At 66.4% G+C, this 25,895-nt stretch carries 23 protein-coding genes and 2 riboswitches; of the genes, 15 read left to right on the top strand and 8 right to left on the bottom strand.

Features of this window, described 5'->3' with window-relative positions:
* The first annotated feature begins 20 nt into the window (after positions 1 to 20).
* Positions 21 to 590: a flavin reductase family protein gene (locus INS93_RS17350; RefSeq protein WP_192984255.1), complete on the top strand. Its 570-nt coding sequence runs from the start codon at positions 21 to 23 to the stop codon at positions 588 to 590.
* A 46-nt stretch (positions 591 to 636) separates the two neighbouring features.
* On the opposite strand, the gene INS93_RS17355 is transcribed toward INS93_RS17350, so the two are convergent.
* Together INS93_RS17355 and INS93_RS17360 are read right to left on the bottom strand one after the other, a co-directional pair.
* Complete coding sequence (locus INS93_RS17355) at positions 637 to 1,653, bottom strand: SEL1-like repeat protein (protein WP_192984257.1); 1,017 nt, start codon at positions 1,651 to 1,653, stop codon at positions 637 to 639.
* 150 nt (positions 1,654 to 1,803) lie between these two features.
* Positions 1,804 to 2,415 (bottom strand): LysE family translocator, encoded by a 612-nt coding sequence (locus tag INS93_RS17360; protein WP_192984259.1) that lies wholly within the window; start codon positions 2,413 to 2,415, stop codon positions 1,804 to 1,806.
* A gap of 94 nt (positions 2,416 to 2,509) precedes the next feature.
* Between INS93_RS17360 and INS93_RS17365 the strand changes: the two genes are divergently transcribed.
* A complete protein-coding gene (locus INS93_RS17365) occupies positions 2,510 to 3,502 on the top strand; it encodes a GlxA family transcriptional regulator (protein ID WP_192984262.1) in 993 nt (330 codons plus the stop codon).
* Positions 3,503 to 3,581: 79 nt separating this feature from the next.
* Here the strand turns inward: INS93_RS17365 and INS93_RS17370 are convergent, their stop codons facing one another.
* The 6 genes from INS93_RS17370 to cobG form a co-directional block, all read right to left on the bottom strand.
* Positions 3,582 to 4,181 carry a LysE family translocator gene (locus INS93_RS17370; protein WP_226945587.1) on the bottom strand — a complete coding sequence of 200 codons (600 nt, stop codon included), beginning with the start codon at positions 4,179 to 4,181 and terminating at the stop codon, positions 3,582 to 3,584.
* 78 nt (positions 4,182 to 4,259) lie between these two features.
* The gene (locus tag INS93_RS17375) at positions 4,260 to 5,099 is read right to left on the bottom strand and encodes an AraC family transcriptional regulator (RefSeq protein WP_192984267.1); all 840 of its coding nucleotides are present in this window, start codon (positions 5,097 to 5,099) and stop codon (positions 4,260 to 4,262) included.
* Between the two features lie 146 nt (positions 5,100 to 5,245).
* Positions 5,246 to 6,895, bottom strand: a complete 1,650-nt coding sequence (gene cobJ, locus INS93_RS17380) for a precorrin-3B C(17)-methyltransferase (RefSeq protein WP_192984269.1) — start codon at positions 6,893 to 6,895, stop codon at positions 5,246 to 5,248.
* 187 nt (positions 6,896 to 7,082) lie between these two features.
* Positions 7,083 to 7,826, bottom strand: a complete 744-nt coding sequence (locus INS93_RS17385) for a precorrin-2 C(20)-methyltransferase (protein WP_192984272.1) — start codon at positions 7,824 to 7,826, stop codon at positions 7,083 to 7,085.
* A complete protein-coding gene (locus INS93_RS17390; RefSeq protein WP_192984275.1) occupies positions 7,823 to 8,449 on the bottom strand; it encodes a precorrin-8X methylmutase in 627 nt (208 codons plus the stop codon). Before INS93_RS17390 ends, INS93_RS17385 begins: the two co-directional genes overlap by 4 nt.
* Complete coding sequence (cobG, locus tag INS93_RS17395; RefSeq protein ID WP_192984277.1) at positions 8,442 to 9,752, bottom strand: precorrin-3B synthase; 1,311 nt, start codon at positions 9,750 to 9,752, stop codon at positions 8,442 to 8,444. Before cobG ends, INS93_RS17390 begins: the two co-directional genes overlap by 8 nt.
* 92 nt (positions 9,753 to 9,844) lie before the next feature.
* Positions 9,845 to 10,032: riboswitch (cobalamin riboswitch) on the bottom strand.
* A 250-nt stretch (positions 10,033 to 10,282) separates the two neighbouring features.
* Here cobG and cbiE point away from each other — a divergent pair.
* The 13 genes from cbiE (at position 10,283) to INS93_RS17460 (ending at position 25,779) form a co-directional block, all read left to right on the top strand.
* On the top strand, positions 10,283 to 11,485 hold the full coding sequence (gene cbiE / locus INS93_RS17400) for a precorrin-6y C5,15-methyltransferase (decarboxylating) subunit CbiE (protein WP_192984279.1): 1,203 nt from the start codon (positions 10,283 to 10,285) through the stop codon (positions 11,483 to 11,485).
* Positions 11,482 to 12,219, top strand: coding sequence for a cobalt-precorrin-6A reductase (locus tag INS93_RS17405; RefSeq protein WP_192984281.1), 738 nt, complete (start codon positions 11,482 to 11,484; stop codon positions 12,217 to 12,219). The genes cbiE and INS93_RS17405 overlap by 4 nt, the downstream gene beginning before the upstream one ends.
* Positions 12,220 to 12,635: 416 nt before the next feature.
* Positions 12,636 to 13,334, top strand: coding sequence for a (2Fe-2S) ferredoxin domain-containing protein (locus tag INS93_RS17410; RefSeq protein ID WP_192984283.1), 699 nt, complete (start codon positions 12,636 to 12,638; stop codon positions 13,332 to 13,334).
* Positions 13,335 to 13,611: 277 nt separating this feature from the next.
* Positions 13,612 to 13,806, top strand: a riboswitch (cobalamin riboswitch).
* A 333-nt stretch (positions 13,807 to 14,139) separates the two neighbouring features.
* The gene (locus INS93_RS17415) at positions 14,140 to 16,248 is read left to right on the top strand and encodes a TonB-dependent receptor (protein ID WP_192984285.1); all 2,109 of its coding nucleotides are present in this window, start codon (positions 14,140 to 14,142) and stop codon (positions 16,246 to 16,248) included.
* The gene (locus INS93_RS17420; protein WP_192984287.1) at positions 16,248 to 17,015 is read left to right on the top strand and encodes an ABC transporter ATP-binding protein; all 768 of its coding nucleotides are present in this window, start codon (positions 16,248 to 16,250) and stop codon (positions 17,013 to 17,015) included. Before INS93_RS17415 ends, INS93_RS17420 begins: the two co-directional genes overlap by 1 nt.
* Positions 17,015 to 17,986: an ABC transporter substrate-binding protein gene (locus tag INS93_RS17425; protein WP_192984289.1), complete on the top strand. Its 972-nt coding sequence runs from the start codon at positions 17,015 to 17,017 to the stop codon at positions 17,984 to 17,986. The genes INS93_RS17420 and INS93_RS17425 overlap by 1 nt, the downstream gene beginning before the upstream one ends.
* Positions 17,983 to 18,990 carry a FecCD family ABC transporter permease gene (locus INS93_RS17430; protein WP_192984292.1) on the top strand — a complete coding sequence of 336 codons (1,008 nt, stop codon included), beginning with the start codon at positions 17,983 to 17,985 and terminating at the stop codon, positions 18,988 to 18,990. The genes INS93_RS17425 and INS93_RS17430 overlap by 4 nt, the downstream gene beginning before the upstream one ends.
* Before the next feature lie 115 nt (positions 18,991 to 19,105).
* The gene (locus tag INS93_RS17435; RefSeq protein ID WP_192984295.1) at positions 19,106 to 19,363 is read left to right on the top strand and encodes a hypothetical protein; all 258 of its coding nucleotides are present in this window, start codon (positions 19,106 to 19,108) and stop codon (positions 19,361 to 19,363) included.
* A gap of 56 nt (positions 19,364 to 19,419) precedes the next feature.
* Complete coding sequence (locus INS93_RS17440) at positions 19,420 to 20,265, top strand: DUF692 domain-containing protein (protein WP_192984298.1); 846 nt, start codon at positions 19,420 to 19,422, stop codon at positions 20,263 to 20,265.
* Complete coding sequence (locus tag INS93_RS17445; protein WP_192984301.1) at positions 20,256 to 21,059, top strand: DNA-binding domain-containing protein; 804 nt, start codon at positions 20,256 to 20,258, stop codon at positions 21,057 to 21,059. The genes INS93_RS17440 and INS93_RS17445 overlap by 10 nt, the downstream gene beginning before the upstream one ends.
* Positions 21,060 to 21,215: 156 nt before the next feature.
* Entirely contained in the window at positions 21,216 to 22,400 is a 1,185-nt protein-coding gene (gene cfaB / locus INS93_RS17450; RefSeq protein ID WP_192984304.1) for a C17 cyclopropane fatty acid synthase CfaB, read from the top strand.
* Positions 22,401 to 22,440: 40 nt separating this feature from the next.
* Positions 22,441 to 24,198, top strand: a complete 1,758-nt coding sequence (locus INS93_RS17455) for an ATP-binding protein (protein ID WP_192984307.1) — start codon at positions 22,441 to 22,443, stop codon at positions 24,196 to 24,198.
* Positions 24,199 to 24,438: 240 nt separating this feature from the next.
* Positions 24,439 to 25,779: a sigma-54-dependent transcriptional regulator gene (locus tag INS93_RS17460; protein WP_192984310.1), complete on the top strand. Its 1,341-nt coding sequence runs from the start codon at positions 24,439 to 24,441 to the stop codon at positions 25,777 to 25,779.
* Positions 25,780 to 25,895 lie beyond the last annotated feature (116 nt).

Below are 25,895 nucleotides of genomic sequence, written 5' to 3' on the forward strand. Positions count from 1 at the left end.
TTTCGTTATCAGGAGTCTGCATGAGCGCGCCCATCCGTCCCGTCGACCTGGCCAAGGCCTACCGCCTGCTCAACCACGGCCCCACCGTGCTGGTGTCGGCTCGTCATCAGGCTGTGGATAACGTCATGGCGGCGGCCTGGTGCTGCGCCCTGGATTTCGACCCGCCGAAGCTTACCCTGGTGCTGGACAAGGCCACCCGCACCCGCGCGCTGATCGAGGGCAGCGGCCTGTTCGCCATCCAGGTGCCGACCGTGGCGCAACTGCAACTGACCCAGGCGGTGGGCAACGCCAGTCTGGCCGACGATCCGGCGAAGCTGGTCCATGCCGGCGTCGAGTTGTTCACGATGGAAAGTCACGACCTGCCACTGGTGGCGGGCTGCTCGGCCTGGCTGGTCTGCCGGTTGCTCGATGAGCCGCACAACCAGCAGGCCTACGACCTGTTCATCGGCGAGGTGATCGCGGCCTGGGCGGACGAGCGCGTGTTCCGCGACGGCCGCTGGCATTTCGAAACGGCCGACCCGAGCCTGCGCAGCCTGCATCACGTGGCGGGCGGGCATTACTACGCGATTGGCGAGGCGCTCAAGGCCTGAAGTGACAGGGCCCATGCTGAGGATCATGGGCCCTGGAGAGGGCGTTTCAGCGATAAGTGCTTTCGATGATCCGCCGAGCATCGGCATTCGCCTGCTCAAACGACAGCTGCGTATCCTGCAGGAGCGCCACCAGTTGCGGGTTCTGCAGGATGTCGGCACCCGGTTCGAGCATCTGGGCACGGCGCGACAGCACCATGTACAGGGTGACCTGCTCGCGCGTCTCTATGTAGGGCAGTTCCAGCGCGGTGAACATGGCCTGGCGGATGAAGTCGCGACGCTGCTCCGTCTCCATGCCCTGCAGAACCTCGGGATCGTTGAGGTGGATGGTCGCCGAGTAGCGACCGATATCCTCTTCGCGCGCTTCTGCGTACATGGCTTCCTTGCTGATGACCCGCTTCTGCAGGCTCTCATAGAGCTTGTCGCTGGCAGCAAGCTGCTTGGCATCCATCTTCTGACGCAGCTGCTCCTGCTGTTCGGCGTGGTCGTCGCCGACGATGCGTGACCAGGCCAGGCTGGCGGCCAAGTCCTCGTCCGCTTCGTAGCGATAGGCAAGAGCGTTTTGCGATTCACCATAGCCATGCAGAGCCGAGCGCTCCAGCCAGCGCTTGGCAAGCTCAGGGTCCTGCTCCACGCCTTTGCTGCCGATCTGGTAGATGCGCCACATGCCGTACTCTGCGCACCAATCGTTGCGGCTCGCGGCATAGGCGATGTAGTTGAAGGACTCCTGATCCTTCTCGGCCTGGGATTTTTCCGGGTCTCTATCGGCAATCAGCGACAGGTAGCAGAAGGCCCGGTTGTGTTCGGGCGCGGCGAAAATCAGGCAGCTTTTGGCGTTTGCCGTGTCGTTGGCGTTGAACAGCTGCGTGCCCAAGCCGTAGAGAATGTCGCTGTCCATTTGCGCTGTGCAGTACGAATTTGCCTGCGCAGGGGGCAGTACCGTCTTCAGCGTCAACTGCGGCAGGGTGGCGTTGAGATCCGCAGTCGTGTCGTGCTGCTCGGGCGTGCTGGCACAGCCGAGCATCAGAGCGGAGAAAACTACTGGCAGGCAGTGAAAATGCCGCATATTGATCGTCCTTAATCGCTGGTTGGATGTGCCCGGACGCTGCTCGTCCGGTGCATCGGTAGGTCGGCATTCTATCGGTCAGCGCCATCCTGGCAAGGTTGCGTCCTCAGGCTGTGAGGCAGGTAACACTCGCAACCGTCCTTCCTTGCATCAGCGCGCCAGCGGCAACGCCACGCCGATCAGCACGAAGAGCACGCCGCAACTGCGATTGAAGGCACGGCCGCCGCGCTGCAACAAGGGGCGTACGCGAACGGCCAGCAGCGCCAGCAACAGCTCGACGAGAAACTCGACCACGGCAAAGGTTGCCGCCATCACCACGAACTGCACGGCCAGGCCGCGCTGCGGGTCGACGAACTGCGGCAGGAAGGCGCCGTAGAACAGGATCACCTTGGGGTTCGACAGTGCCGACAGCAGGCCCTGGCGAAACAGCCGGACGGCGCTGGGACGGGCGCCGCTATCGGCCAGCGTCAGGTTCATCGGCGGCGAGCGCCACAGCTGCACGCCCAGCCAGATCAGGTAGGCGCCGCCGATCCACTTCAGCGCCAGCAGTGCGCTGGGCGCGGTCTTGAGCAGGGCGCCGAGGCCGAACATGGCCAGGGCGATCAGCGTGCTGAAGCCGACCACGCCACCGAGGATGGTGGCCAGCGCCATGCGTGCGCCATACAGCCCGCCGTGGGTCAGCGCCAGCAGGCTGTTGGGGCCGGGCGTCAGCGCCAGGCCGAGGGTGGCGACGAAGTAGACGAGCCAGAGTTCGAGGGCCATGCGGGTCTCCTGTGAGTGCGCGGCCAGTCTAGTCAGCGGCAGGGGCAAGAATGAGGTAGATTCTGGCCATCTAACGGTTGATTCTGGACTGAGCATGGCCGAAGAACCTGATCTGCGGTTTCTCCTGCTGCCGTTGCCGGAGTTCGCCCTGCTGCCGTTCGGTGGTTTTCTCGACAAGTTGCGCTTCAGCGCCGACGACGAGGACTACAGCCGCCAGCGCTACTGCGCCTGGACGATCCTCGGCCTGCAGCCGGGGCACGTGCTGTCCAGCAGTGGTGCGGCGCTGCGCATCGAGGCTACGCCGGATGAGCTGAAGCTGGCCGACTACGACTACCTGGTATTGTTCGGCGGGCGCAGCGCGCAGGCCACCGCCGCGCTGGCACCGGCTTACCAGCCATTGCTGCGTCGTGCGGCGCGCGCCGGAGTGAAGCTGGTAGCGATCGACAACGCCAGCTTTCTGCTCGCCACCTGCGGCCTGCTCGACGGCCATCGGGTGGCGGTGCACTGGCGCCATGAGGCGGAGTTCCGCACCAGTTTTCCGCACCTGCGCCTGGCCCGCGAGCGTCTGTATTGCCTCGATGGCGCGCGGATCTCCTGCGCGGGAGGCACGGCGGCCATCGACCTGGCAGTGGAGCTGCTGGCCCAGGGCAGCGGCCGGGCGCGTGCGCTCAAGGGCCTGGCCGACATGCTGGTGGACGAGACGCGCAGCGGTCAGCACGCGCTGCGTTCGCTGCACTCGACGTCGAGCGGTGAGCGCCATGTCGACCGCGCCATCGCCCTGATGCGCCACGGCCTGGCCAGTGCCGACGGCATCGAGCAGCTGGCGGCCAGCGTCGGCATCAGTCGTCGTCAGCTCGACCGTCTGTTCCAGGCCAGCCAGGGCATGAGTGCGCGCGAATACTGGAACGAGCTGCGCCTTCAGCACGTGCGCTGGCGCCTGCTCAATTCCAGCCACAGCCTGGCGCAACTCGCCGACGAGATTGGCGTCAGCGATGCCAGCCACCTGGGCAAGCTGTTCCGCCAGCGTTTCGGCCTGGCGCCCGGCACCTTCCGCCGTCAGGGCGGCGCAAACTCCTCCAACTTGTAGGCGCCGCGCCCTCGCGGCGAATGTCAGGGCAACGCCGGCATGGCGGTGTCCGCAATCGCTTCGCGCCGGGGCGGCGCTCCTACAGGCTTGCCAGCAGCGGCAGCCAAACCGAAGCGAGCAGCAACACAGCCATGCAGCGGTTGAACAGCAGCAGCCTGGCCGGTTGTCGCAGCAGCTTCGCACCGCCAGCGCCGAGCAGACCCCAAACGATGAGGCAGGGCGTCGACACCAGCAGGAACAGCGTCGCGTAGCTCGCTACCGCGCCGAACGAGGCCTGGCCATCGAGGAAGATCGCCGTGACCGAGACGGTCATCAGCCAGGTCTTGGGATTGATCAGTTGCAGGCCGGCGCCCTGGGCGAAACCCTGGCGCTGGTCGATGCTGCGCTCGTCCAGGCTGGCGGTGTCGGCGCGCATCAGCTTGCAGGCCATCCAACTGATCCAGGCCGATCCGGCCCAGGTCATCACCGTCTGCAACAGCGGGGCGCGGGCCAGCAGTTCGCCGAGGCCCAGGCCGACCACCAGCAGCATCAGACTGGCCGAGAGACTGGCGCCCACGGCGATGGTCAGCGCGATGGACAGACCGAAGCGGGCGGCGCTGCCGAGGATCAGCAGGTTGGTCGGGCCGGGGGTGATCGAGGCCACTGAGGCGAAAAGGATGAAGGGCAGCCACTGGTTCATGGCAGAGCCCGGCGGGCAGTGAAAGACATCTGGCATCGCTCCATATCGGGATATGGCGCGATTGTCCGGGCAGCTATCTCAGTGGTCTTGAAGCTTTGTGCAGAGGTTGCGGTAGGCGCCCGGGGTGAGACCGTTGGCGCGGCGGAACCAGCGGCCCAGGTGGCTCTGGTCGGCAAAACCCAGGTCGCTGGCGACATCCGCTGGCGCCGTGCCGAGGGCCAGCAGGCGGCGGGCGCGTACCAGGCGCAGCTGGATCAGGTAGCCGTGTGGGGCGATGCCGAAGGCTGCCTTGAACGCGCGGCTCAGGCGAAAGCGGTCGACGCCGCAGACGTGCGCCAGTTCGTCGAGGCCGATGTTCTGGTGAAAGTGCGCATGCAGGTACTCGCGTGCGCGCAGGGCCACGCTGGCGATCTGCGGGTTGCCCGGCAGGCGCTGGCGCCAGTGCAGGCTGCGCGAGATCCGCTCCAGCAGCGCATCCAGTGCGGCGTCGCGCACCATGCGCGGCTCGTCGTCACTCAGCGCCTGCAGGGCATTGGCGATGCACGGCAGCAGGCCGGGGTCGTCCGGCTGGGTGCGTGGTACGCCGGGCAGGCAATCGCTGGGCGCCTGCTCGAACAGCGCCGGCAGCGCGCGCTCCAGCCAGGCTGGCTCGAGATAGAGGGTGGAGTAGGTGAAGCCGCCCGGTGTCGGTGCATGGCCGTCATGGATGTCGCCGGGCTCGAGGAAGAAGGTTTGTCCCGGCACGCTGCTGAACAGCGCACGACGGCAATGGAACTGCTGCACGCCCTGTTCGGTGAAGCCGATCAGGTAGCTGTCGTGCCAGTGCGGATCGTAGGCGTGGCCCTCGAAATGCGCGCGGATCACCTCGATACCGGTATCGGCATCCTGCTTGAGGTCGACCCATGACTGCGCGTTCATCGCCTGCTGCCCGTTTGTGCTGTGAACGCTTGAGCTTACCGCGTTCGGTGCGCAGGGCTAGAAGGTTTGTGCAGGCGCCTTTCGTAGGAGCTGGCTTGCCAGCGATCAAGGTGTTCGACGGTGCCGGATCGCCCGCAAGCGGGCTCCTACGGGTTGGGATACCGGCGCGGCGTGTAGACCCACTCGCCGCCATCTGCGCGGGGGAAGCGGCGGGTCTGGCTGGAGCCGATAATCACCAGGGTGCGCATATCGACCATCTCTGGCGTCAGTTCACCCAAGGTGAGGCTGCGCAGCGCTTCGGCGGGGCGGCCGATATCGCGACCGAGCACCACCAGGGTCTGCGGTTCGCGGTGCTGGCGCAGCAGCTCCAGGGCGCGACCGAGCTGCCAGGGGCGGGCCTTGGAGATCGGGTTGTAGAAGGCCATGGCCAGGTCGGCGATGGCGGCGTGCTGCAGGCGTTTTTCGATCACTGCCCAGGGTTTGAGGTTGTCGGAAAGCGAGATCAGGCAGAAGTCATGACCCAGCGGCGCGCCGGCCTTGGCGGCAGTGGCCAGGGCGGCGGAGACGCCGGGCAAGACCTCCAGTTCGACGCCGTGCCAGGCATTGCCCTGCGGGCTTTCCAGCGCTTCCATCACGGCGGCGGCCATGGCGAACACGCCGGGGTCGCCCGAGGAAATCATCACCACCCGGCGGCCAGTGGCGGCCAACTCGAAGGCGTGGGCGGCGCGCTGCAATTCCTCGCGGTTGTCGCTGGGGTGCAGGCGTTGCTCGGCGCGCAGCGGGCCAGCCATCTTCACGTAGGTGTCGTAGCCGAGCAGGTCTTCGGCCTCGTCGAGGGCGCGGCGCACGGCGGGGGTCATGTGTTCGGCGGCGCCGGGGCCGAGGCCGACCACGCTCAGGCGTCCACGGCGCTGACCAAGGCACTCGATTTCCAGCGGCTGCTCGTCCAGCAGCAGGCGCAGGCCGTCGCCGATATGGTGCTCGGGCGGCAGCGCGGATGTGCTGTGGATAAAGCGCAGCGGCAGGTTCAACTCGGCTGCTGCCGCGTGCAGCTCGGCATTGGTCATCCAGCCTTTGTCCGCGAGCAGAACGGCCAGCGCTTGCGGCGCCAGCTTGGCGGCGGTCAGCGTCTGCTGCAGGCGCGCGGGCAGGTCGACGCCGGGCTGTTCGATCAGCGCGGCGGCGCAGCGCGGGTGGATCAGCAACTCATCCGGTTGCGCAGGGCGCGCCTCTGCGGTGATGTGGATAACCCGACTGGCGGCTTTATCCACAGGCAGTTGCGCCGCCTCCAGCCAGGGCGCCTGGCCTTCGATGCGTACCGTCTCGCCGCCGAGCAGGTCGCTGACGAAGCGCTTGCCCTGCTGCAGGTCGGCCAGTGCATAGCCGGCTGGCGGCTCCAGCAGGCAGGTGCCGAAGCGCAGTTCGCCGCTGGTGGTGATGGCTGCCGTCACGCCCAGGTGCGCGGCGATCTCGCGGGCCAGGCGATTGACCCCGGCCAGGCCACCGAGCAGCGGCACCACGGCACTGCCGTCTTCGGCCAGGGCCAGCACCGGCGGTTCGCTGCCCTTTTCCGCGAGCAGCGGGGCGAGGCTGCGAATGACGATGCCGGCGGCGCACAGCGCCACCAGTGGCTCGCCTGCACGGTACAGGGCGCGCAGGGTGTCGCCGAAATCGTCGTAGTGGCGCTCGGCGCCGTCGGCGCGCCCGCGCAGGCCATGGATCACGGCCTGTGGATAAAGCGCCTGGAGGCGGTGTGCAGTGGCCAGCGCGCTGACGCCGAGGATGACGATGTTCATGCGGTAAATCCTGTAGCCCGGATGCAATCCGGGGAATGGCTGTCCCGGATTGCATCCGGGAGGTCAGGCAGCGATCCGTGGGAGGCGCTTCAGCGGCGATTGTCGCGGCTGAAGCCCCTCCCACAATGACGGTGTATCAACGAGTACGGAGCTGACGCCTTTTTCATCCACCAGAGTGTGTGAGCGTTCACCCCCGCCACTTCTGCCCAGGCACCAGGATCATCGAGAAATACGGCGAATCCATCGGCTCCACCTCGTCCAGCGCGACGATCTTCTGGCTGGCCATGGTCGCGCGCTCGACATAGTGAGCGCGGCCATCCAGACCGAGTTTGCGCAGCACCCGGCGGACCTTGTCGAAGTTGCGCCCGAGCTTCATCACCACGGCGGCTTCGGCGTCGCGCAGGCGCTGTTCCAGCTCGTCCTCCGGGAGCACGCCGGACAGCACGCTCAAGCTCTGGTTGCGGTACACCAGCGGCGTGCCGAGTACCGAGGCGCAGCCGAGCATGGAGCACACGCCGGGCACCACCTCCACCTCATACCGGCCGGCCAGACGGTCGTGCAGGTACATGTAGGAACCGTAGAAGAACGGGTCGCCCTCGCAGATCACCGCCACGTCCTGGCCTGCGTCCAGCAGGCGGGCGATCTGCTCGGCGCAGGTGTCGTAGAAATCGGCGATCACATCCTCGTAGGACAGCGGCGGGGCCAGCTTCTCGGTGGTCACCGGGTAGACCAGCGGCAGGCGCTGCTGGGCGGCGTCCAGATGCTCTTCGATGATGCCGAAGGCATTCCCGCCATGGCCGGCGTTGTGCTTGGCCTTGGCCACGAAGTAGGCCACCACGGGTGCGCTTTTCAGCAGGCGCAGGGCCTTGAGGGTAAGCAGCTCGGGGTCGCCGGGGCCGACACCGAGGCCAAGCAGACGGCCAGCCATCATTCCACCTCCGAGGCGAGGGCGTTGACCGCCGCTACCGCCATGGCGCTGCCGCCACGACGACCACGGACGATCACGTAAGGCACGCCACGGCTGTCTGCGGCCAGGGCATCCTTGGATTCCGCGGCGCCGATGAAGCCCACCGGCATACCGATGATCAGCGCCGGTTTCGGCGCGCCGGCGTCGAGCATTTCCAGCAGGTAGAACAGCGCAGTGGGCGCGTTGCCGATCACCACCACACTGCCTTCCAGGTGTTCGCGCCAGTGCTCCAGGGCCACCGCCGAGCGCGTGTTGCCGACTTCGCGGGCCAGCTCCGGTACGCCGGCATCGTGCAGGGTGCAGATCACCGGGTTATTGGCCGGCAGGCGTGGGCGGGTGATGCCTTCTGCGACCATGCGTGCATCGCAGAGAATCGGCGCGCCAGCCAGCAGGGCCGCACGGCCGGCAGCGCCGGCACCGGGGGAGAAGCGCAGGTCTTGCACCACATCGACCATGCCGCAGGCGTGGATCACGCGCACGGCCAGTTTTTCCAGGTCGGCGGGGATGCCATCGAGGTTGGCCTCGGCGCGGATGGTGGCGAAGGAGCGGCGGTAGATTTCCTGGCCGTCGCGGATGTAATCAAGCATCGGGTGTTCCTGCGGAGTGTTGGCGGGCGAACCAGGCGCCGGCCTCGTCGATGGTCATGGCGGGCGCCAGCAGGCGGCCGAAACCGGGCGCCTCGGGCGTGCGTTGATAGAGCTGGTAGTGGTCGGGCGTGCTGGCCAGCAGGGTGTAGGGCTGCACGCGAGCGCTGGCGCAACTGCGCGGGCAGGCGCTGAGGTGCACCTGTGGTCGCGCGCCGCTTTCGCGCAGCAGGTCGGCCAGGTGCAGGGCATGGTGCTTGCTGTCGGCCAGGCCGCGTGCGCAGGCGGCCGAGCCGGTACAGGCGACCAGACCAAGCAGCGGCTCGTCGACGTGGGTCAGCAGGCCCAGTTCGCCCAGTGCTGCCAGCAGTTCACGGCTGGCGGGTTCGGGCACATTGCCCAGCAGCACGCCTTGCCAGGGTGTCAGGCGCAGCTCGCCGTCGCCGTGGCGCTCGCTCAGCTCGGCCAGCGCCAGCAGTTGTTCGGCGTGCAGTCGACCGAGCCGGGCGCTGGCCAACACCATGTGCAGGCCATTTTGCGCCTGTGGATAAATCCCTGCCGGCGTGTGTTTGATCGTTGCGGCAGGCTGCCACGCCGGGGGGGCCTGCAGGGTGAAATCCAGGCGTGCCTGCAGGTGTTGCAGCAATTCGTCGGCAGGGATCTGCGTCAGCAACTGGCGCATGCGTGATTGCTCGGGGGTCGCCAGTTCGAGAAACAGCAACAGGAGTTCGCGCACCAGCGTGACCGCCTGGGTCGCCTCGATTCGCGCCAATGGCGTATCGAGGGGGCAGCCGGCCAGGCCCAGCAACAGGTGCTGTTCATCCTCGGCGGCCAGCCACAGGTCGTGGGGGTGTGCGCGCATGGCCAGGGCTTCGCCGCCGTCCAGCTGCAGGGCGAATTTGGGGGAGAGGGCATGCAGCGCTGGAGTGTCCTGCAGCAGGTCGAGCAACTGGCTGGCCAGCGGGCGCACGTCCATTCGCGCCTGCGGGTCGAGGCCGGCAGCAGGGCTGAGCAGCAGGTTGCGCACATCGTCAGCGGCGGCCACGCGCGGGCCGAGACCGGCGCTCAGCAGGGCGTCGATCAGTGCGCTTTCCTGGCCGGGGAGCACGCCACGAATCTGCAGGTTGCTGCGGTTGGTCAGCTCCAGCACGCCGCTGGCATGTAGCAGCGCTGCCTCGGCAATCGCCCGCGCCTGCGCACAGCGCAGCACACCGCCAGGCAGCTTGATGCGGCAGATGCCGCCATCCAGCGCGGGGACGATGCGCAGCAGACCGGGGCAGGCGGAAGGGCGGACGGATGTGGGCAAGCGGTCACCTGTGGATAACGACGCGGCGACCGAACCAGCGAAATCCCATCGGGGACTTCATGGCATCGGTACACCCCGCCCGATGTTGGCACTCGCGACCAGCGTTCGTCGGCAGGTCTCCTGGCTGACAGGTCTTTATCTGCCGCGGCCTTCCCGGAAATCCAGTGGCGCGGTTGCGGCAGACTCGCTGTTTACAGTTGCGGGGGCAGCCACGGTATTACCGTGTTCCCTCTTCGAGCCTGTCTACGATCTGCTGCGCGTCGGCCCTGCTGCGTTAAAAGCAGACTCGGAATGCTCATGTGCTACAGCACACTGCGCTTCCTCGCCTGCTTTTATTCGCTGGCGCTCACCCTCCGGGCCAGCCTTTGGCTGTTACTCCCGTTGGTCGTTGCGCCTTGCATGGCTCTAGCTCGCGAGATCGTAAACAGACTCTTAGGCCCTTTTATAAGGGGCACCGACGAAGGCGCTATTATGCCCGCTTTGCCCGGAGCGCGGACAGGCGGTCCGTCGGGCCTGTGCGAGGACATTGGATGAAACCCTGGTTGACCCTGGTCGGTATCGGCGAAGACGGCTATCCCGGCCTGGGCAAGGCCGCGCGCCGCGCGCTGCTGGCAGCCACGCGCATCGTCGGCGCGCCGCGCCAACTGGCGTTGCTGCCGCCGTGCATCAGCGGCGAGCGGGAAACCTGGCCCAGCCCCTTCGACTTGCAACCGCTGCTGGCGCGGCGTGGCGAGGCGGTGTGCGTGCTGGCCAGTGGTGACCCGATGTTCTACGGCGTCGGCGCCAGCCTGGCGCGCCAGGTGCCTGCCGACGAGTTGCGGGTATTGCCCGCGCCATCCTCGTTGTCGCTGGCGGCGGCGCGTTTGGGCTGGCCATTGCAGGAGGTGGAGGTGCTGTCGCTGGTGGGGCGACCGCTGGCCACGCTCAATGCCCGGCTGTATCCCGGCACGCGCCTGCTGGTATTGAGTGCCGATGGCGACACGCCTGCACAGGTTGCCGAAGCCCTGCGTGCGCGCGGTTTCGGCGCCAGCCGCCTGACCCTGCTGGAGCACCTTGGCGGGCCTGACGAGCGCCGCCTCGATGGCCTGGCCGCGAGCTGGAACCTGCCGCGTGGCGCCGATCTCAACCTGCTGGCCGTGGACTGCCTGGCTGACGCCGAAGCGCAGCTGTTGCCGCCGACCTGCGGCCTGCCGGACGAGGCCTATCGCCACGACGGCCAACTGACCAAGCGCGATGTGCGCGCAGTGACCCTGGCGCGCCTGGCGCCGCTGCCCGGCGAGCTGCTGTGGGATGTCGGCGCCGGCTGCGGCTCCATCGGCATCGAATGGATGCGTGCGCACCCAGCCTGCCGCGCCATCGCCATCGAGGCCAACGAGGGGCGGCAGGCGCATATTCGCCACAACCGCGACGCCCTCGGCGTGCCGGCCCTGCAACTGGTCGCCGGGCATGCGCCCGAGGCGCTGGCCGGACTGCCGGCACCGGATGCGATCTTCATCGGTGGCGGTGTTACCGTGCCTGGCGTGCTGGACGCCTGCTGGGCCGCGCTCAAGCCGGGCGGGCGCCTGCTGGCCAATGCTGTGACTCTTCAGAGCGAGGCGGCGCTGGTGGCCTTCCGCGAACAGCAGGGCGGCGAGCTGCTGCGTCTGACCGTCGCCCAGGCACAGCCGCTGGGCGGTTTCGACACCTGGCGCGCAGCGCTGCCGATCACCCTGCTGGCGGTGCGCAAGCCGTGACGGTGCGCTTCCTGCTGCTCGGCGGCACCACCGAGGCGCTGCGCCTGGCCCGTCGGTTGGGACCGGAGACGGTGTACAGCCTGGCAGGCCTGGGTCGAGTGCCTGACGATCTGGGGTGTCGGGTGCGTGTGGGTGGTTTCGGTGGCGCCGAAGGGCTGGCCGACTTTATCGCCGCAGAAGGCATCGAGCTGCTGCTGGATCTGACCCATCCCTATGCGGCGCAGATCAGCCATAACGCGGCGCGTGCTGCGCAGATCACTGGTGTGCCCTGCTGGGCGCTGCGTCGTCCTGGCTGGCAACCCGGCGCCGGTGATGACTGGCGCGAGGTGGGCGACTGGGATGAACTGACCCGCGCGCTGGCGCCTTTCGAGCGGCCATTCTTCACCTCCGGGCGTGAGCCGCTGGCGCACCTGCACGAGATTCCCGAGCACCAGCACTGGACGGTGCGCTGCCTGCAGGCCGAGCCGGCGCCGCCGCGCGCCGAGATCATCGGTGCGCGTGGGCCATTTACGCTGGACGAGGAGCGTGCGCTGTTCGCCCGTATCCGCTGCGACGTGCTGGTGAGCAAGAACAGCGGCAGCGCGTCCACCGAGCCGAAGTTGCAGGTGGCGCGTGAGCTGGGTCTGCCGGTGTTGTTGTTGCGCCGGCCTGAGCTGCCGGTGGTGACGCGTGAGTTCGCCGAGCCGAACGCCCTGTGGGAGGCGCTTCAGCGGCAACTGGATGGCTGCCGCTGATCGTTCCCACGCTCCGCGTGGGAATTCAGCTCTGGACGTGCCCACGCAGAGCGTGGGTACCATCGGCAACGCGTGAGTTCGCTGAGCCGAACGCCCTGTGGGAGGCGCTTCAGCGGCAACTGGATGGCTGCCGCTGATCGTTCCCACGCTCCGCGTGGGAATTCAGCTCTGGACGCTCTGCGTCCAATCACGTTGGCACAGCAACCAACCTCGCCAGGCACGACGCGGAGCGTCACACGCGCAGGTGCCCACGCAGAGCGTGGGTACCATAGGTAAACCCGCCAACGACGGCCTACGCGCTGCGCGCAATTGCGTAGGGTGGACGTCGCTTTTCACGTCCACCGCAACGGTGGATCGATAAAGCGCGATCCACCCTACACGCGCTGCTAGACTGCCGGCCCGTTCTGGAGACCGTCATGAGCCAAACCCCCTACGCCCGCATTCTGTTCATCGGCCCCGGCCTGGGTCGTGGTGCCTCGGCCGAGCGTTTGCAGCGGCGCATCGAAGCTCTGCTCGGCGAGGCGCACCTGCATGACACGGAGCAGGACGGCTTCTGGCAGGCGATAGACGAGGCACCACGGCCATTGCTGGTGGTGGATCTGGAGCCGCGCGCCGATGCTGCGCACCGCGACTGGCTGCGCGAGCGCATTACCGAACGGGGCGACGGGGCAGGTGTGTTCGTGGTCTGCACGGCGCTTGAGGACACCTGGCTCGATGGCCTAGGCGCGCTGCTTGCGCATCGCGAGGCGCATCTCCCCTGCAGCGATGTGCCGCCTGTGCCGGCCCATCACGCCTGGTCGCAGATCCCGCCGCATGCGCAGCGCCTGCTGCTGTGCAACGGCCCGCGCTGCACGCGCAAGGGTGCGCTGGGCCTTTGGAAAACCCTGCGCCAGCGGCTCAAGGCCGCGGGCAAGCTGGAGTGCGAGGGCGGTGTGCATATCACCCGCAGCCAGTGCCAGTTCCCCTGCGACCTGGGTCCGACCGCGAGTCTTTATCCACAGGGTGAGTGGTATGGCATCAAGGACGAGGCGGCGGTGATTCGTCTGGTGGATGAGCGCCTGGTGGCGGGTAGGGCGTTGCCGGAGTTGCGTATCGATGAGCAGGGCGGCCACTAGGTTCTGTACGAAAAGTCGTCGAGCGAAGGTCAGGCAAGGCAAAAAACGGCGAAGAAGCGCAGTTTACGTGTGGTAAATGAGCATTCTGAGCCGGTTTTTAACGCAGCATCACCGAGCGCAGGCACTTTTCGTACAGAGCCTAGTTACAACTACGGATAGTCCAGGTCAGGTGTCGTCACGGTGGACAAGCTGCGCGTTGTCCACCCTACGCTTAAGTCTGCCCCAAAGCGCCTCCCACAATTGCCCCTGCGCCTTGACTTGAGCGGGTGCGGGTGGTCATATCCGCCCCGCTTCAGGTGTCTCACGCCGCCGCGCGTGAGGTGAAACGGGAAGTCGGTTGAAGTCCGACGCTGCCCCCGCAACGGTAAGCGAGCGACCGCATCGAAACGCCACTGTGCGCCACGCGCATGGGAAGGCGATGCGTTCATGACCCTCGCAAGCCCGGAGACCGGCCTGGAGTCGTTTGTGTCTGGCAACCCGCGGTGGGCGGGCGTTGACTCCAGTAGGGCGCCCTCGTGCCCCTGTCTGCTGTTGCGCATTTCCATCGGATTGCCGTGCCTTTTCTCTCTGCGATGGAAGCAATATGGCGCGCCATTTCCGCTACAAGAACCTCTTTTCTTCCTGCCTGAAAGAAGGGCCTGAGCCCGGTTCCGGTTACCTGCAAAACAAGATAATGTTATGTTATAACAATAACATTATCGCTTCAGGCCAGGGTCATCAGCGGTCGTCACTGGCCGTTGCAAGGCCCGATTCCAACGCCTCGAAGCGACTCGACGAGCCTCTTCAACGCCCCGGAATTGTTCACGTGCTACACCTCTTGCGCTTCTGTTCCCTGCCATTGCTGGTCTTGGCTGGCGGTACCGCCCTGGCCGACGAGTCCGCTGTCGATCTCCCCGCTGTAACCGTCCAGGCGCAAGCCGCGGAGGAGGGCGAGACCACCCTGCATACGCCGACCACGTCCGGCTCACGCCTCGACCTGTCGGCGATGGAAACGCCGGCCAGCACCACCAGCCTGAGCGGCGCCGAAGTGCGCGAGCGCAACAACCGCAGCGTGCAGGATGCCGTGACCCGCACGCCGGGCATCAGCAGCATCGGCACGCCGGGTAATGGCGGTACGGCGCTGTCGGCGCGTGGTTTCAGCGGCCATTCCTCGACCATGCAACTGTACGACGGCACTCGCCAGTATATCGGCGCGGGTACGGTGACCTTCCCGGTGGACACCTGGTCGGTGCAGCGCATCGACGTGCTGCGTGGCCCTGCGTCGGTGCTCTATGGCGAAGGCGCTACGGGCGCGGTGATCAACGTGGTGCCGAAGAAGCCCTTCGCGGGCGAGATTCGCAACCAGCTACGCCTCGGCTACGGCAGCGACGACCGCCGTCAGGCTGCGCTGGACAGCGGTGGCTCGTTGAGCGATTCGTTGAGCTACCGCTTCAACGTCAACCAACAGGCCAGCAATGGTTGGGTCGACCGCGGGGATTCGGACAGCATTGCACTCAGTGCCGCCCTGCGCTGGGACGCCAGAGATGACCTGAGCTTCACGCTGTCTCACGATCACGGTGACCAGAGCCCCGAGCGCTACTTCGGCACCCCGCTGGTCGGTGGTCAATACCGCGAGAGCATTCGTGATCGTAATTACAACGTCGCCAATGCCGACATTCGCTACAACGACCAGATCACCCGCCTGACCACCGACTGGCACATCAACGATGTGCTGAGTGCCAGCAACCAGCTCTACTACATCAAGACCCAGCGTTACTGGCGCAACGCCGAAGCCTACCGCTGGCAGCCGGGCGATAGGGTCGAGCGCAGCGAGTTCTACGAGATCAAGCACACCCAGGAACAGGTCGGTGACCGCCAGAGTTTCACCTTGGATCACAATCTGTTCGGCCTCGACAGCCGCACCCTGGTCGGTGTGGATTACAACCGTATCCACTTCGCCCGTCAGCACGACTTTGCCAGCAGTTTCAGCGACAGCGTGCCACTGGCCGGCTCCGGTGGCGGTCAGTACCAGAGCAGTGATCCGCGCGGTTACGGGCCGCGTGAGCGCAACCTGGCCCGGCAGTTCTCGCTGTTCGCCGAGAACCGTACCCAGCTCAGCGAGCGCCTGTCGCTGGTCACCGGCGTGCGTCGTGACCAGGTGCATATCCAGCGCGACGATCTGCTGAGCGATAGCCGCGTCGACCGCAGCCTGAGTGGCGGCAACTGGCGCGCCGGCCTGGTCTTCGCGTTGACGCCCGATCTGTCGCTGTACGGCCAGTACGCCACCAGCACCGAAGGGGTGAACAACCTGCTGACCCTCAGCCCGAGCCAGCAGCAGTTCGACCTGAGCAAAGCCAGGCAGAGCGAAATCGGCCTCAAGCAGATGTTCTGGAATGGCCAGGGCGAGTGGACGCTGGCCGCCTACCACATCGTCAAGAAGAAGCTGCTCAGCCGCGAAACCCCGACCTCGCCCACCGAACAGATTGGCCAGCAGTCTTCCGATGGTCTGGAAGCCACGCTGGAACTGGCGCTGGGTCAGGGCTGGCAGGTGTCGGCCAACGCCGCGTTGGTGCGTGCCGAGTACGACGACTTCATCGAAGGTGGTGGCGACCGCAGTGGCAATCGCCCGACCAACGTGCCCAAGCGCACCGCCAACCTGTGGCTGAACAAGGCGCTTGGCGGCGGGGTGGACGCTGGCATCGGTGCGCGTCATGTCGATGCGCGTTACGCCGATACCGCCAATACCGCCAAGGTGCCCGGCTATACAGTGGTCGACGCCACTATCGGCTGGCAGGCATTGCCGGACGTACGCCTGGGCCTGGAGCTGAACAACCTGTTCGACCGCCAGTACGCCACCAGCGCCAGCAGCGACGGCGAGCAGTGGTACCTGGGGGCGCCGCGCTCGTTCTTCGTCACTGCGGATTACAGCTTCTGATGGGTCGCCTGCGCATCCGCGAGCTGGCCTGGTCGCCTGATGGGCAGCGCCCGCTGCTCGACGGCATCGACCTGGACGTTGGCGACGGCGAGTTGCTGGGGCTGATCGGCCCCAACGGCAGTGGCAAGACCAGCCTGCTGCGTTGCGCCTACCGCTTCCAGCGGCCCAGCGCCGGCTGCGTCGAGCTGGACGGCGAGGCGCTGTGGCAGCGCTCGCCGCGCTGGAGCGCGCAGCGGGTGGCGGTGGTGCTGCAGGAGTTTCCGCAGGACTTCGGCCTGCGCGTGCATGAGGTGGCGGCCATGGGCCGCACGCCGCACAAGGGCCTGTTCGATGGCGACGATGCCGACGACCAGCGCCTGGTCAGCGAGGCACTGGCGCGGGTCGGCCTCACTGCGCTGGCGCGGCAGCCTTTCGCCCAGCTGTCCGGCGGTGAGAAGCAGCGCGCGCTACTGGCCCGCGCCCTGGTGCAACAGCCGCAACTGTTGATTCTCGACGAGCCGACCAACCACCTCGACCCGCGTTACCAACTCGAACTGCTCGGCCAGATCAAGGCGCTGGGCCTGGCGACGCTGGCCAGCTTCCACGACCTCAACCTGGCCGCAGCCTTCTGCGACCGTCTCTGCGTGCTGGATCACGGCCGTCTGGTGGCCATCGGTACGCCTGCCGAGGTGCTCACCGCCGAGCTATTGCAGCAGGTGTTCGGCGTGCGGGCGCTGGTCGATACCCATCCACTGGCGGGTCATCCGCGTATTACCTGGATCGTTTGATGAGTCTGTGTCATTCGCGGCTGAAGCCGCTCCTACCCACGTTCGCGCTCTCGGCGTTGCTGCTGGCCAGCCCCGCCTGGGCCGTCACCGTCACCAGCTGCGACCGCCAACTGACCATCGAGCAGCCGCCCCAGCGTGCGGTCAGCCACGACATCACCCTGACCGCCATGCTCCTGGCCCTGGGCCTGAAGGAACGCATGGTCGGCTACAGCGGTGTCAGTGGCTGGAAGACGCCGACACCGGAGCTGCAGGCCGATCTGGATGACCTGCCCGAACTGGCCGCGCGTTATCCCTCGCTGGAGAACCTGCTGGGCGCGGGCGCCGATTTCGTCTTCGCCGGGTGGAACTACGGCATGCGCATCGGCGGCGAGGTCACCCCGGCCAGCCTGGAGCGCTTCGGCATTCCGGTGTACGAGCTGAGCGAGTCCTGTGCGCATGTCATGCCGGGTCGTGTCGCCAGTCTCGATGATCTGTACAACGACCTGCGCAACCTGGGCCGCATCTTTGCCGTCGAGGATCGCGCCGAAGCACTGGTGCAAGGGATGCAGGCGCGCGTTGCCGCCGTCAGCACGCAGCTCGGTGAGCAGCCGACGCGTCCGCGCGTATTTGTTTATGACAGCGGCGAAGACGTGCCCTTCAGCGCCGGACGTCTGGGCATGCCGCAGCCGCTGATCGAGGCGGCGGGTGGGCGCAATGTGATGGATGGGGTGGCGGCCAACTGGATGAAGGTCGGCTGGGAGTCGGTGGTCGAGCAGGACCCGGAACTGATCCTGATCGTCGATTATGGTGAGCGCACGGCGGCGCAGAAGCGCGATTTTCTCCTGCAGCATCCGGCGCTGCAGGGCGTGACGGCGATCCGCGAGCAGCGTTTCGTGGTGCTGTCTTACCTGGCCGTCACCCCGAGCCTGGACAATGCGATGGCCATCGAGACGCTGGCGGCGGCGCTGCACCCCGAGGCCTTTGCCCAGTGAGTCGATTTCGTCTGTTGCTGCTCGGTTTGAGCGTGCTGCTGGCGCTGTCCTGCGCCGTCTCGCTGGCTTTCGGTGCGGCGCAGGTGCCGCTCGAGCGCGTGCTGGCGATCCTTGGCCAGCATCTGTTCGGTAGCGTGCCCGATGTGGCGGTGAGCGTCGGCCAGGACAGCATCGTCTGGCAACTGCGCGCGCCACGGGTGCTGCTTGGCGCGCTGGTGGGCGCCGGGCTGGCGCTGGTCGGCACGGCGCTGCAGGCGGTGACGCGCAACCCGCTGGCCGATCCGCATCTGCTCGGGGTCAGTTCCGGCGCAGCCTTCGGTGCCGTGCTCGTGGTGCTCTACCTGGGCGAATTCGCCGGCCTGCTCAGCCTGCCTCTGGCGGCCTTCGCCGGTGCGCTGGCGAGCATGCTGCTGGTGCTGGCCATCGCCAGTCGTGGCGGGCGGCTGGAGAGTGATCGGCTGCTGCTGGCCGGAGTGGCGGTGTCGTTCGTGATGATGGCGGCGAGCAACCTGCTGCTGTACCTGGGCAACCCGCACGCGGCCAGCTCGGTGCTGTTCTGGATGCTTGGCGGCCTGGGGCTGGCGCGCTGGGAGCTGCTCTGGCTGCCGGCCGTGTGCCTGCTGATGGCGTTGGCCGTGCTGCTGGGCCTGGGCCGCGCGCTGAACGCGCTGATGGCTGGCGAGCAGAGTGCGGTGAGCCTGGGGCTGGAGCCACGCCGGGTGCGCCTGCTGGTGTTCGTGGTGGCCTCGCTGCTCACCGGGGTGTTGGTGTCGCTGTCCGGTGCCATCGGCTTCGTCGGGCTGATGCTGCCGCACGTGGCGCGCTTTCTGGTCGGCGCCGAGCACCGTCGCGTGTTGCCGGTGGCGGCGCTGCTGGGGGCGCTGTTGTTGGTCTGGGTCGATGTCGCCGCGCGCACCTGGCTGGCGCCGCAGGACCTGCCCATCGGCATTGTCACCGCCGCCATCGGTGGGGTGTTCTTCGTTCTGTTGCTGCGTCGGCGCTGAGTCGCGAAAGTTTTTTCAGCGCTGCTGTAACGCCAGTTCGCCTCGTCGCTCTAGTTGAATGCCGGCACGCAAAACACCTTAGCCCGGCTAACCCAGATCATCCGAGGATACGCACATGACCATGAAATCCACCGCTGCTACTGGTGCCGCCATCGCCTTCGCTGCTGCCAGCCTGTTCGCTGGTCTCTCAAGCACCGTAGCAGTGGCTGAAGAAGCCAAGGTACATTGCTACGGTGTCACGTCCTGCAAAGGCCAGAACGACTGCAAGACCGCCGAAAACAGCTGCAAAGGCCAGGGTGCTTGCAAAGGTCACGGCTTCAAGTCGATGACACTCGCTGAGTGCAATGCCGCAGGCGGTACTGTCGGCGAGTAAGTGAGCTGGGGCGGCCGCGCTGCGGTTGCCCCGCATCACCGAGCGAGGAGCCAGCGATGAATGCTCAACGCGGTAATCTGGGTTTCGGCCTGGGCCTGCGCAGCACCTACTACCAAGCCATTCTCGAGCAGCAGCCGGCCATCGACTGGTTCGAGATCGTCTCGGAAAATTACCTGGTAGCGGGCGGCAAGGCCCTCTACTTTCTCGATGCCATCGGCGAGCGATACCCGCTGGTGATGCATGGCGTGTCGCTGTCGATTGGTGGCCCGCACGAGCTGGACCGCGACTACCTGCGTCAGCTCAAGCAACTGGCTGCGCGCGTGCAGCCGGCGTGGATCTCCGATCATCTGTGCTGGAGCCGGGGCAATGCCCACCAGCTGCATGACCTGCTGCCGCTGCCCTACACCGAGGAGAGCCTGCAGCATGTGGCCGCGCGGGTGCGCCAGGTGCAGGACGTGATCGAGCGGCCGCTGGTACTGGAAAACGTCTCCAGCTACCTGCGCTGCGCCGATGATCAATTCAGCGAATGGCAGTTTCTCGCCGCGCTCAGCGAGTTGAGTGGCTGTGAGCTGTTGCTGGACGTCAACAATGTCTACGTCAGCGCGCGCAACCATGGTTTCGATGCCTGGACCTTTATCAGCAGCCTGCCCAGGTCGCGCATCCGTCAGTTGCACCTGGCCGGCCACAGTGATTACGGCAGCTACCTGATCGACACCCATGATCAGCCGGTCAGCGACCCGGTCTGGCAGCTCTATCAACGCACGCTGCAACACCTCGGCCCGGTGTCCACGCTGCTGGAGCGCGACGATCATTTTCCCGATCTGGACGTGCTGCTCGATGAGCTGAATACCGCGCGCCGGTTCGCCGCTCAAGCATTGCAAGGCACGCCGCAATGCGCCTGAGTGACTGGCAGGCGCAGGTCCAGGCCTATTTGCTCAGCCCCGATGCCGAGCCCAACCCGGCCTTGCAGGCCAGCCTGTTGGGCAGCGCGGCGCTGAGTGCCGAACAGGGTCTGGCGATCTATCACAACGCTTACCGTGCGCGCCTGCTGGAAGCCTTGCGTGGTGACTATCCGGCGCTGCATGGCTGGCTTGGTGACGACGAGTTCGACAACCTGGCCCTGGCTTATCTCGATGCGCACCCCTCGCAGCACTTCAGCCTGCGCTGGCTCGGCGCACAGCTGGCGGCGTTCATCGGGGGCTACCTGATACCCGCGCAAGCCGCGCCGCTCAGCGAACTGGCGCAGCTGGAATGGGCCTTTACCCTGGCCTTCGATGCGCCCGAGGGCCAGCCCCTGAGCCTGACGCAGATGGCAGAGCTGCCCGCCGAGGCGTGGCCGACCTTGCAAGTCCGCCTGCTGCCGAGCGTTCAGTGGCTCGAGTGCCGGCATAACAGCCTGGCGATCTGGCGTGCGTGCAAGGAGCAGGGCGACTTCCCCGGCAGCCAGCCATTGGCCGAGGCGCAGACCTGTGTGATCTGGCGCGACCAACTGATTACTCGCTATCGCAGTCTGGCCGCTGATGAAGCGGCGGCTTTGCAGGGTATGGCCGTGCAGGGTTGGTGCTTTGCCGAGTTGTGCGGCGAGCTGGCGCATCTGGGCGAACAGGCACCGGTTCAAGCGGTGAGCTGGTTGCGCCAGTGGCTGGCTGACGGCCTGCTGCAGCGGGTCGATAGCGCTCAGCCGCTGCCGGCTTAGGCATGACGACGCAATCCGCCAGCGAACTCAGGCGTACTCTGCGCCAGTCGTTTCGATCACACGCGCCGCTAGTCGCCAGGATCGAACTGCTGGAAGGGTGCAAAGGTCATCTGAGCTAGTCTCTGTAAGACGCACTCCTGGCCAGGAGGGATGACCATGCTCGCGCAATTGCCCACCGCACTTCGTGATCTACGACTGCCGCTGCGCCTGAAACTGTGGGACGGCAAACAGATCGATCTGGGGCCCAAACCCCGGGTGACGCTGGTGGTAAAGGATCCCACGCTGGTCACGCAACTGGCTCACCCCAGCCTGGATGCACTGGGCGCGGCCTACGTCGAAGGACGGGTAGATCTGGAAGGTTCCATTGAAGAAGCCATCGAAGTTGGCGATGCGCTGAGCACGGCACTGCTCGGTGATGAATCCGCACCCGCGCAGCATTACCTCGCCCACGACAAGCTTAGCGACGCCGAGGCCGTCAGCTATCACTACGACCTGTCCAACGAGTTCTACCAGCTGTGGCTGGACCGCGACATGGTCTACTCCTGCGCCTACTTCGAAACCGGCCAGGAAGACCTCGATCAGGCCCAGCAGGCCAAGCTGCGCCACCTGTGTCGCAAGCTGCGCCTGCAGCCGGGTGACAGGCTGCTCGATGTCGGCTGTGGCTGGGGCGGCCTGGCGCGTTTTGCTGCGCGCGAGTTCGGTGTCGAGGTCTATGGCATCACGCTCAGTCACGCCCAGCTGGAGCTGGGTTTGCAGCGTGTGGCCGAAGAGGGTCTTGAGGGCCGTGTGACTCTGGAGCGCCTGGACTACCGCGACCTGCCGCAAGATGGCCGCTTCGACAAAGTGGTCAGCGTCGGCATGTTCGAGCACGTTGGCCACGCCAATCTGCCGCTGTACTGCCAGCGCCTGTTCGGCGCTGTCAGGGCCGGTGGTCTGGTGATGAATCATGGCATCACCTCGCGCTTCACCGATGGCCGCCCGGTGGGTCGTGGCGCCGGCGAGTTCATCGACCGCTACGTGTTTCCGCAGGGCGAGCTGCCGCATCTGGTGACCATCAGCAAGGCGATCAGCGAGGCCGGGCTGGAGATCGTCGACGTCGAGAGCCTGCGCCTGCACTATGCGCGCACCTTGCAGCTGTGGAGCCAGGGCCTGGAGCGGCAACTGCAGAAGGCCGCGCAGTGGGTACCGGAAAAATCCCTGCGCATCTGGCGCCTGTACCTGGCCGGCTGCGCTTATGGCTTCCAGCATGGCTGGATGAACCTGCATCAGATCCTGGCGGTGAAGCCGCGCGATGACGGTGGTCATGATCTGCCGTGGACACGTGCTGACCTCTACGCCTGATGGGGTAACATGCGGCTCGTTCTGATTCCGCGAGCCGCCCATGCCCTTGCCGCAGCGTCCCCGTTATCGCTCCCGCGTTCTGCTCACCGTCCTGGCGATTCTTGCCGGCCTGCTGGTGAGCCTGTGGCTGGGTGGACGCTATGCCGAGCACCGCGCCTGGGACGAGCGCAGCGTCGAGGCGCGCGGGCAACTGCAGCTCTATGCCCAGTCGATCCGAACCCTGGTCGAGCGCTTCAGCTCGGTACCCGAGGTGCTGGCGCTGGACAGCGACATTCGTAGCCTGCTGCGCGCACCGCATGATCGTCAGCTGCGCCTGGCGCTGAACCAGCGCCTGGAGCGGCTCAACGCGGCCGCCGGCTCCACCGTGCTGTATCTGCTCGATGCCCAGGGTGAAACCCTGGTGGCCAGCAACTGGCGCGACTGGAGCAGCTTCGTCGGCAATAATTACGCCTTTCGCCCTTATTTTCAGAACGCTTTGCGTGATGGCGGCGCGCGCTACTTCGCGGTAGGTGTGACCACGGGGATTCCCGGCTACTTCCTTTCTCATGTGGTGCGCGACGACAAGGGCGAACTGCTCGGCGTGCTGGTGGTCAAGCTGGAGTTGGAAGACCTGCAGCGAGAATGGGTCGGCCAGCCCGGGGTGCTGATGGTCGCCGACAGCTATCAGGTGGTAATCCTCAGCAACAAGCCGATCTGGCGTTTCCGCGCTCTGCAGCCGCTCAACGAGCAGGCGCGTGCTGAACTGGTGGAGGTGCGCCGCTATGCCGAGCAGGCGTTGCAGCCGCTGGCGCATCAGGTGCACCGGCATATTGACGCCGATGCGGACTGGGCGCGTGTGGATGGCCCTGACGGCAACCGCGATTATCTCTGGCAGCGCCTGCACATGCCCGAGGAGGGCTGGACCCTGCATCTGCTCAGCGAGCCGGTCGGCCTGGCAGACAGTGTGCGCAGCTATCGGCTGGCCGCTGCCGGCGTGTGGATGACCTTAGCCTTCCTGTTTCTGTTCCTCGCCCAGCGGCGCAAGAACCAGCGCTTGCAGGCTGGTATCCGCGAACGTCTGGAGCGCGAGGTGGCGCTGCGCACCGCCGAGTTGCGCGAAGCCCAGGACGGCCTGGTGCATGCTGCCAAGATGGCCGCGCTGGGGCAGATGTCGGCGGCCCTGGCGCACGAGATCAATCAGCCGCTGACCGCCCTGCAGATGCAACTCGGCAGCCTGCGCCTGCTGGCGGGCAGTGGTCGGCCGGAAGCGGTGCGCGAGGGTCTGCAGCGTATCGATGGTCTGCTGCAGCGCATGGCCGCGCTGACTGGCCACCTCAAGACCTTCGCCCGCAAGACCCCGGCCGGCCTCAGCGAGCGCCTGTGCCTGGGTGACGTGCTGGAGCAGGCCCTGCAACTGTTGGCGCCACGCATGCGCAGCGAGCAGGTCGAGCTGCGCACGCAGATCGACGACGAGGCCGAGGTGTTGGGTGATGCGATCCGCATCGAGCAGGTGATTCTCAACCTGCTGCACAACGCCCTCGATGCCATGGCCGACAGCGAGCCGCGCATCCTCCTGGTGCGCATCGCCCGCGAAGACGACGGCTGCCTGCTCAGCGTCGAGGACAGTGGCGGTGGCATCGCCGAGGAAACCCTGGGTCGGGTATTCGAACCCTTCTTCACCACCAAGCCGGTGGGGCAGGGGTTGGGGCTCGGGTTGGCGGTGTCCTACGGTATCGTGCGCGATCTCGGCGGCATGCTGGAGGCGCACAATGGTGAGCTGGGTGCGGTGTTTACCCTGAGGCTGCCGGCTGCGCCTTGATGCCGGGTGGCAGGCCGTAGGGTGGATGACGCTGTTTTCATCCACCAAGGTTGTCGCGGTCACGGTGGATGGGTGAAGCGTCATCCACCCTACGGCTAGGGCTTGTGGGGCGGCTGGGCTGCATTCCGCTTCAGCCGCGAAATGCAGGCTCAGCTTCGTAGGGTGCGCCGTGTGCACCGGTCGTTCCCCCGGATTGTATTCGTCGGGCTACACTGCCCGCCGTTTTGAACAGGAGGTGCCATGAGCGCTCAGGTCATAGTGGTCGACGACGAAGCGGCGATTCGCGAGGCGGTGCAGCAGTGGCTGGAGCTTTCCGGTTTCGATGTGCGTACCTGCGCCAGCGCGGCCGAAGCGCTGGCGCTTGTCGACCGCGACTTCCCCGGCATCGTCGTCAGCGATGTGCGCATGCCCGGCAGCGATGGCCTGCAACTGCTCGACAAGCTGCTGCAGGTAGACACCGACCTGCCGGTGATCCTCGTCACCGGTCACGGTGATGTGCCCATGGCAGTGCAGGCGCTGCGTCAGGGCGCTTATGACTTCATCGAGAAACCCTTCACCCCCGAGCGTCTGCTCGACAGCGTGCGTCGCGCACTGGACAAGCGCCGGCTGGTCTGCGAGAACCGTCAGCTGCGTCGGCAGGTGGCCGACAAGGGCCGTATCGAGAGCCAACTGATCGGCATTTCGCGGTCGATGGAAAACCTGCGCCGGCAGATCCTCGAGTTGGCCGGCACCTCGGTCAATGTGCTGATCCGTGGCGAGACCGGCAGCGGCAAGGAGCGCGTGGCGCGCAGCCTGCACGACTTCAGCCCGCGTGCCAGCAAGGCCTTCGCGGCGCTGAACTGTGCGGCGATTCCCGAGACCATCTTCGAAAGCGAGCTGTTCGGCCACGAAAGCGGCGCCTTCACCGGCGCCCAGGCGCGGCGCATCGGCCGTATCGAGCATGCCGATGGCGGTACCCTGTTTCTCGACGAGGTGGAGAGCCTGCCGCTGGCGCAACAGGTCAAGCTGCTGCGCGTGCTGCAGGAAAAGACCCTGGAACGCCTCGGCTCTAACAAGAGCATCCAGGTCGATTTGCGGGTAATCAGTGCGGCCAAGCCGGACCTGCTCGACGAGGTCAAGGCCGGGCGTTTTCGCGAGGACCTGGTGTATCGCCTGAACGTCGCCACCCTGCATATTCCGCCGCTGCGCGAGCGCCGCGAGGACATTCCCCTGCTGTTCGAACATTTCGCCCACGAGGCGGCGCTGCGTCATGGGCGCGAAGCGCCGCCACTGGCCCCGAGCGAGCTGGCTCGGTTGCTCGGTCATGACTGGCCGGGCAACGTGCGTGAGCTGATCAACGCTGCCGAGCGCCATGCCCTGGGGCTATCCAGCCCACCGCCGGCCGAGCGTTTTGCTGGCCAGGCGCTGGCGCAGCAGATCGAGGCTTTCGAGGCGCAATGTCTGCACAACGCACTGCTGCAATGCCAGGGCAACATCGCTGCCGTAATGGAAATGCTGCAACTGCCGCGCCGCACCCTCAACGAGAAGATGCAGCGTCATGGCCTGGCACGCGGTGATTACCTGCCGGGCGGCGAGGAATAGACAGGCGCGGCGCATGTAGAGTGCTCGGTGCGCACCTGTTGCCACGCTCTCGAGTCAGCCGGTGCGCACGGCGCACCCTAGGGTCTGGCGAGCAGCCGTAACCCGGATGCGATCCG

Origin of the sequence: Pseudomonas sp. EggHat1, assembly GCF_014892995.1 — a bacterium.
Lineage (GTDB): Bacteria > Pseudomonadota > Gammaproteobacteria > Pseudomonadales > Pseudomonadaceae > Aquipseudomonas > Aquipseudomonas chaetocerotis.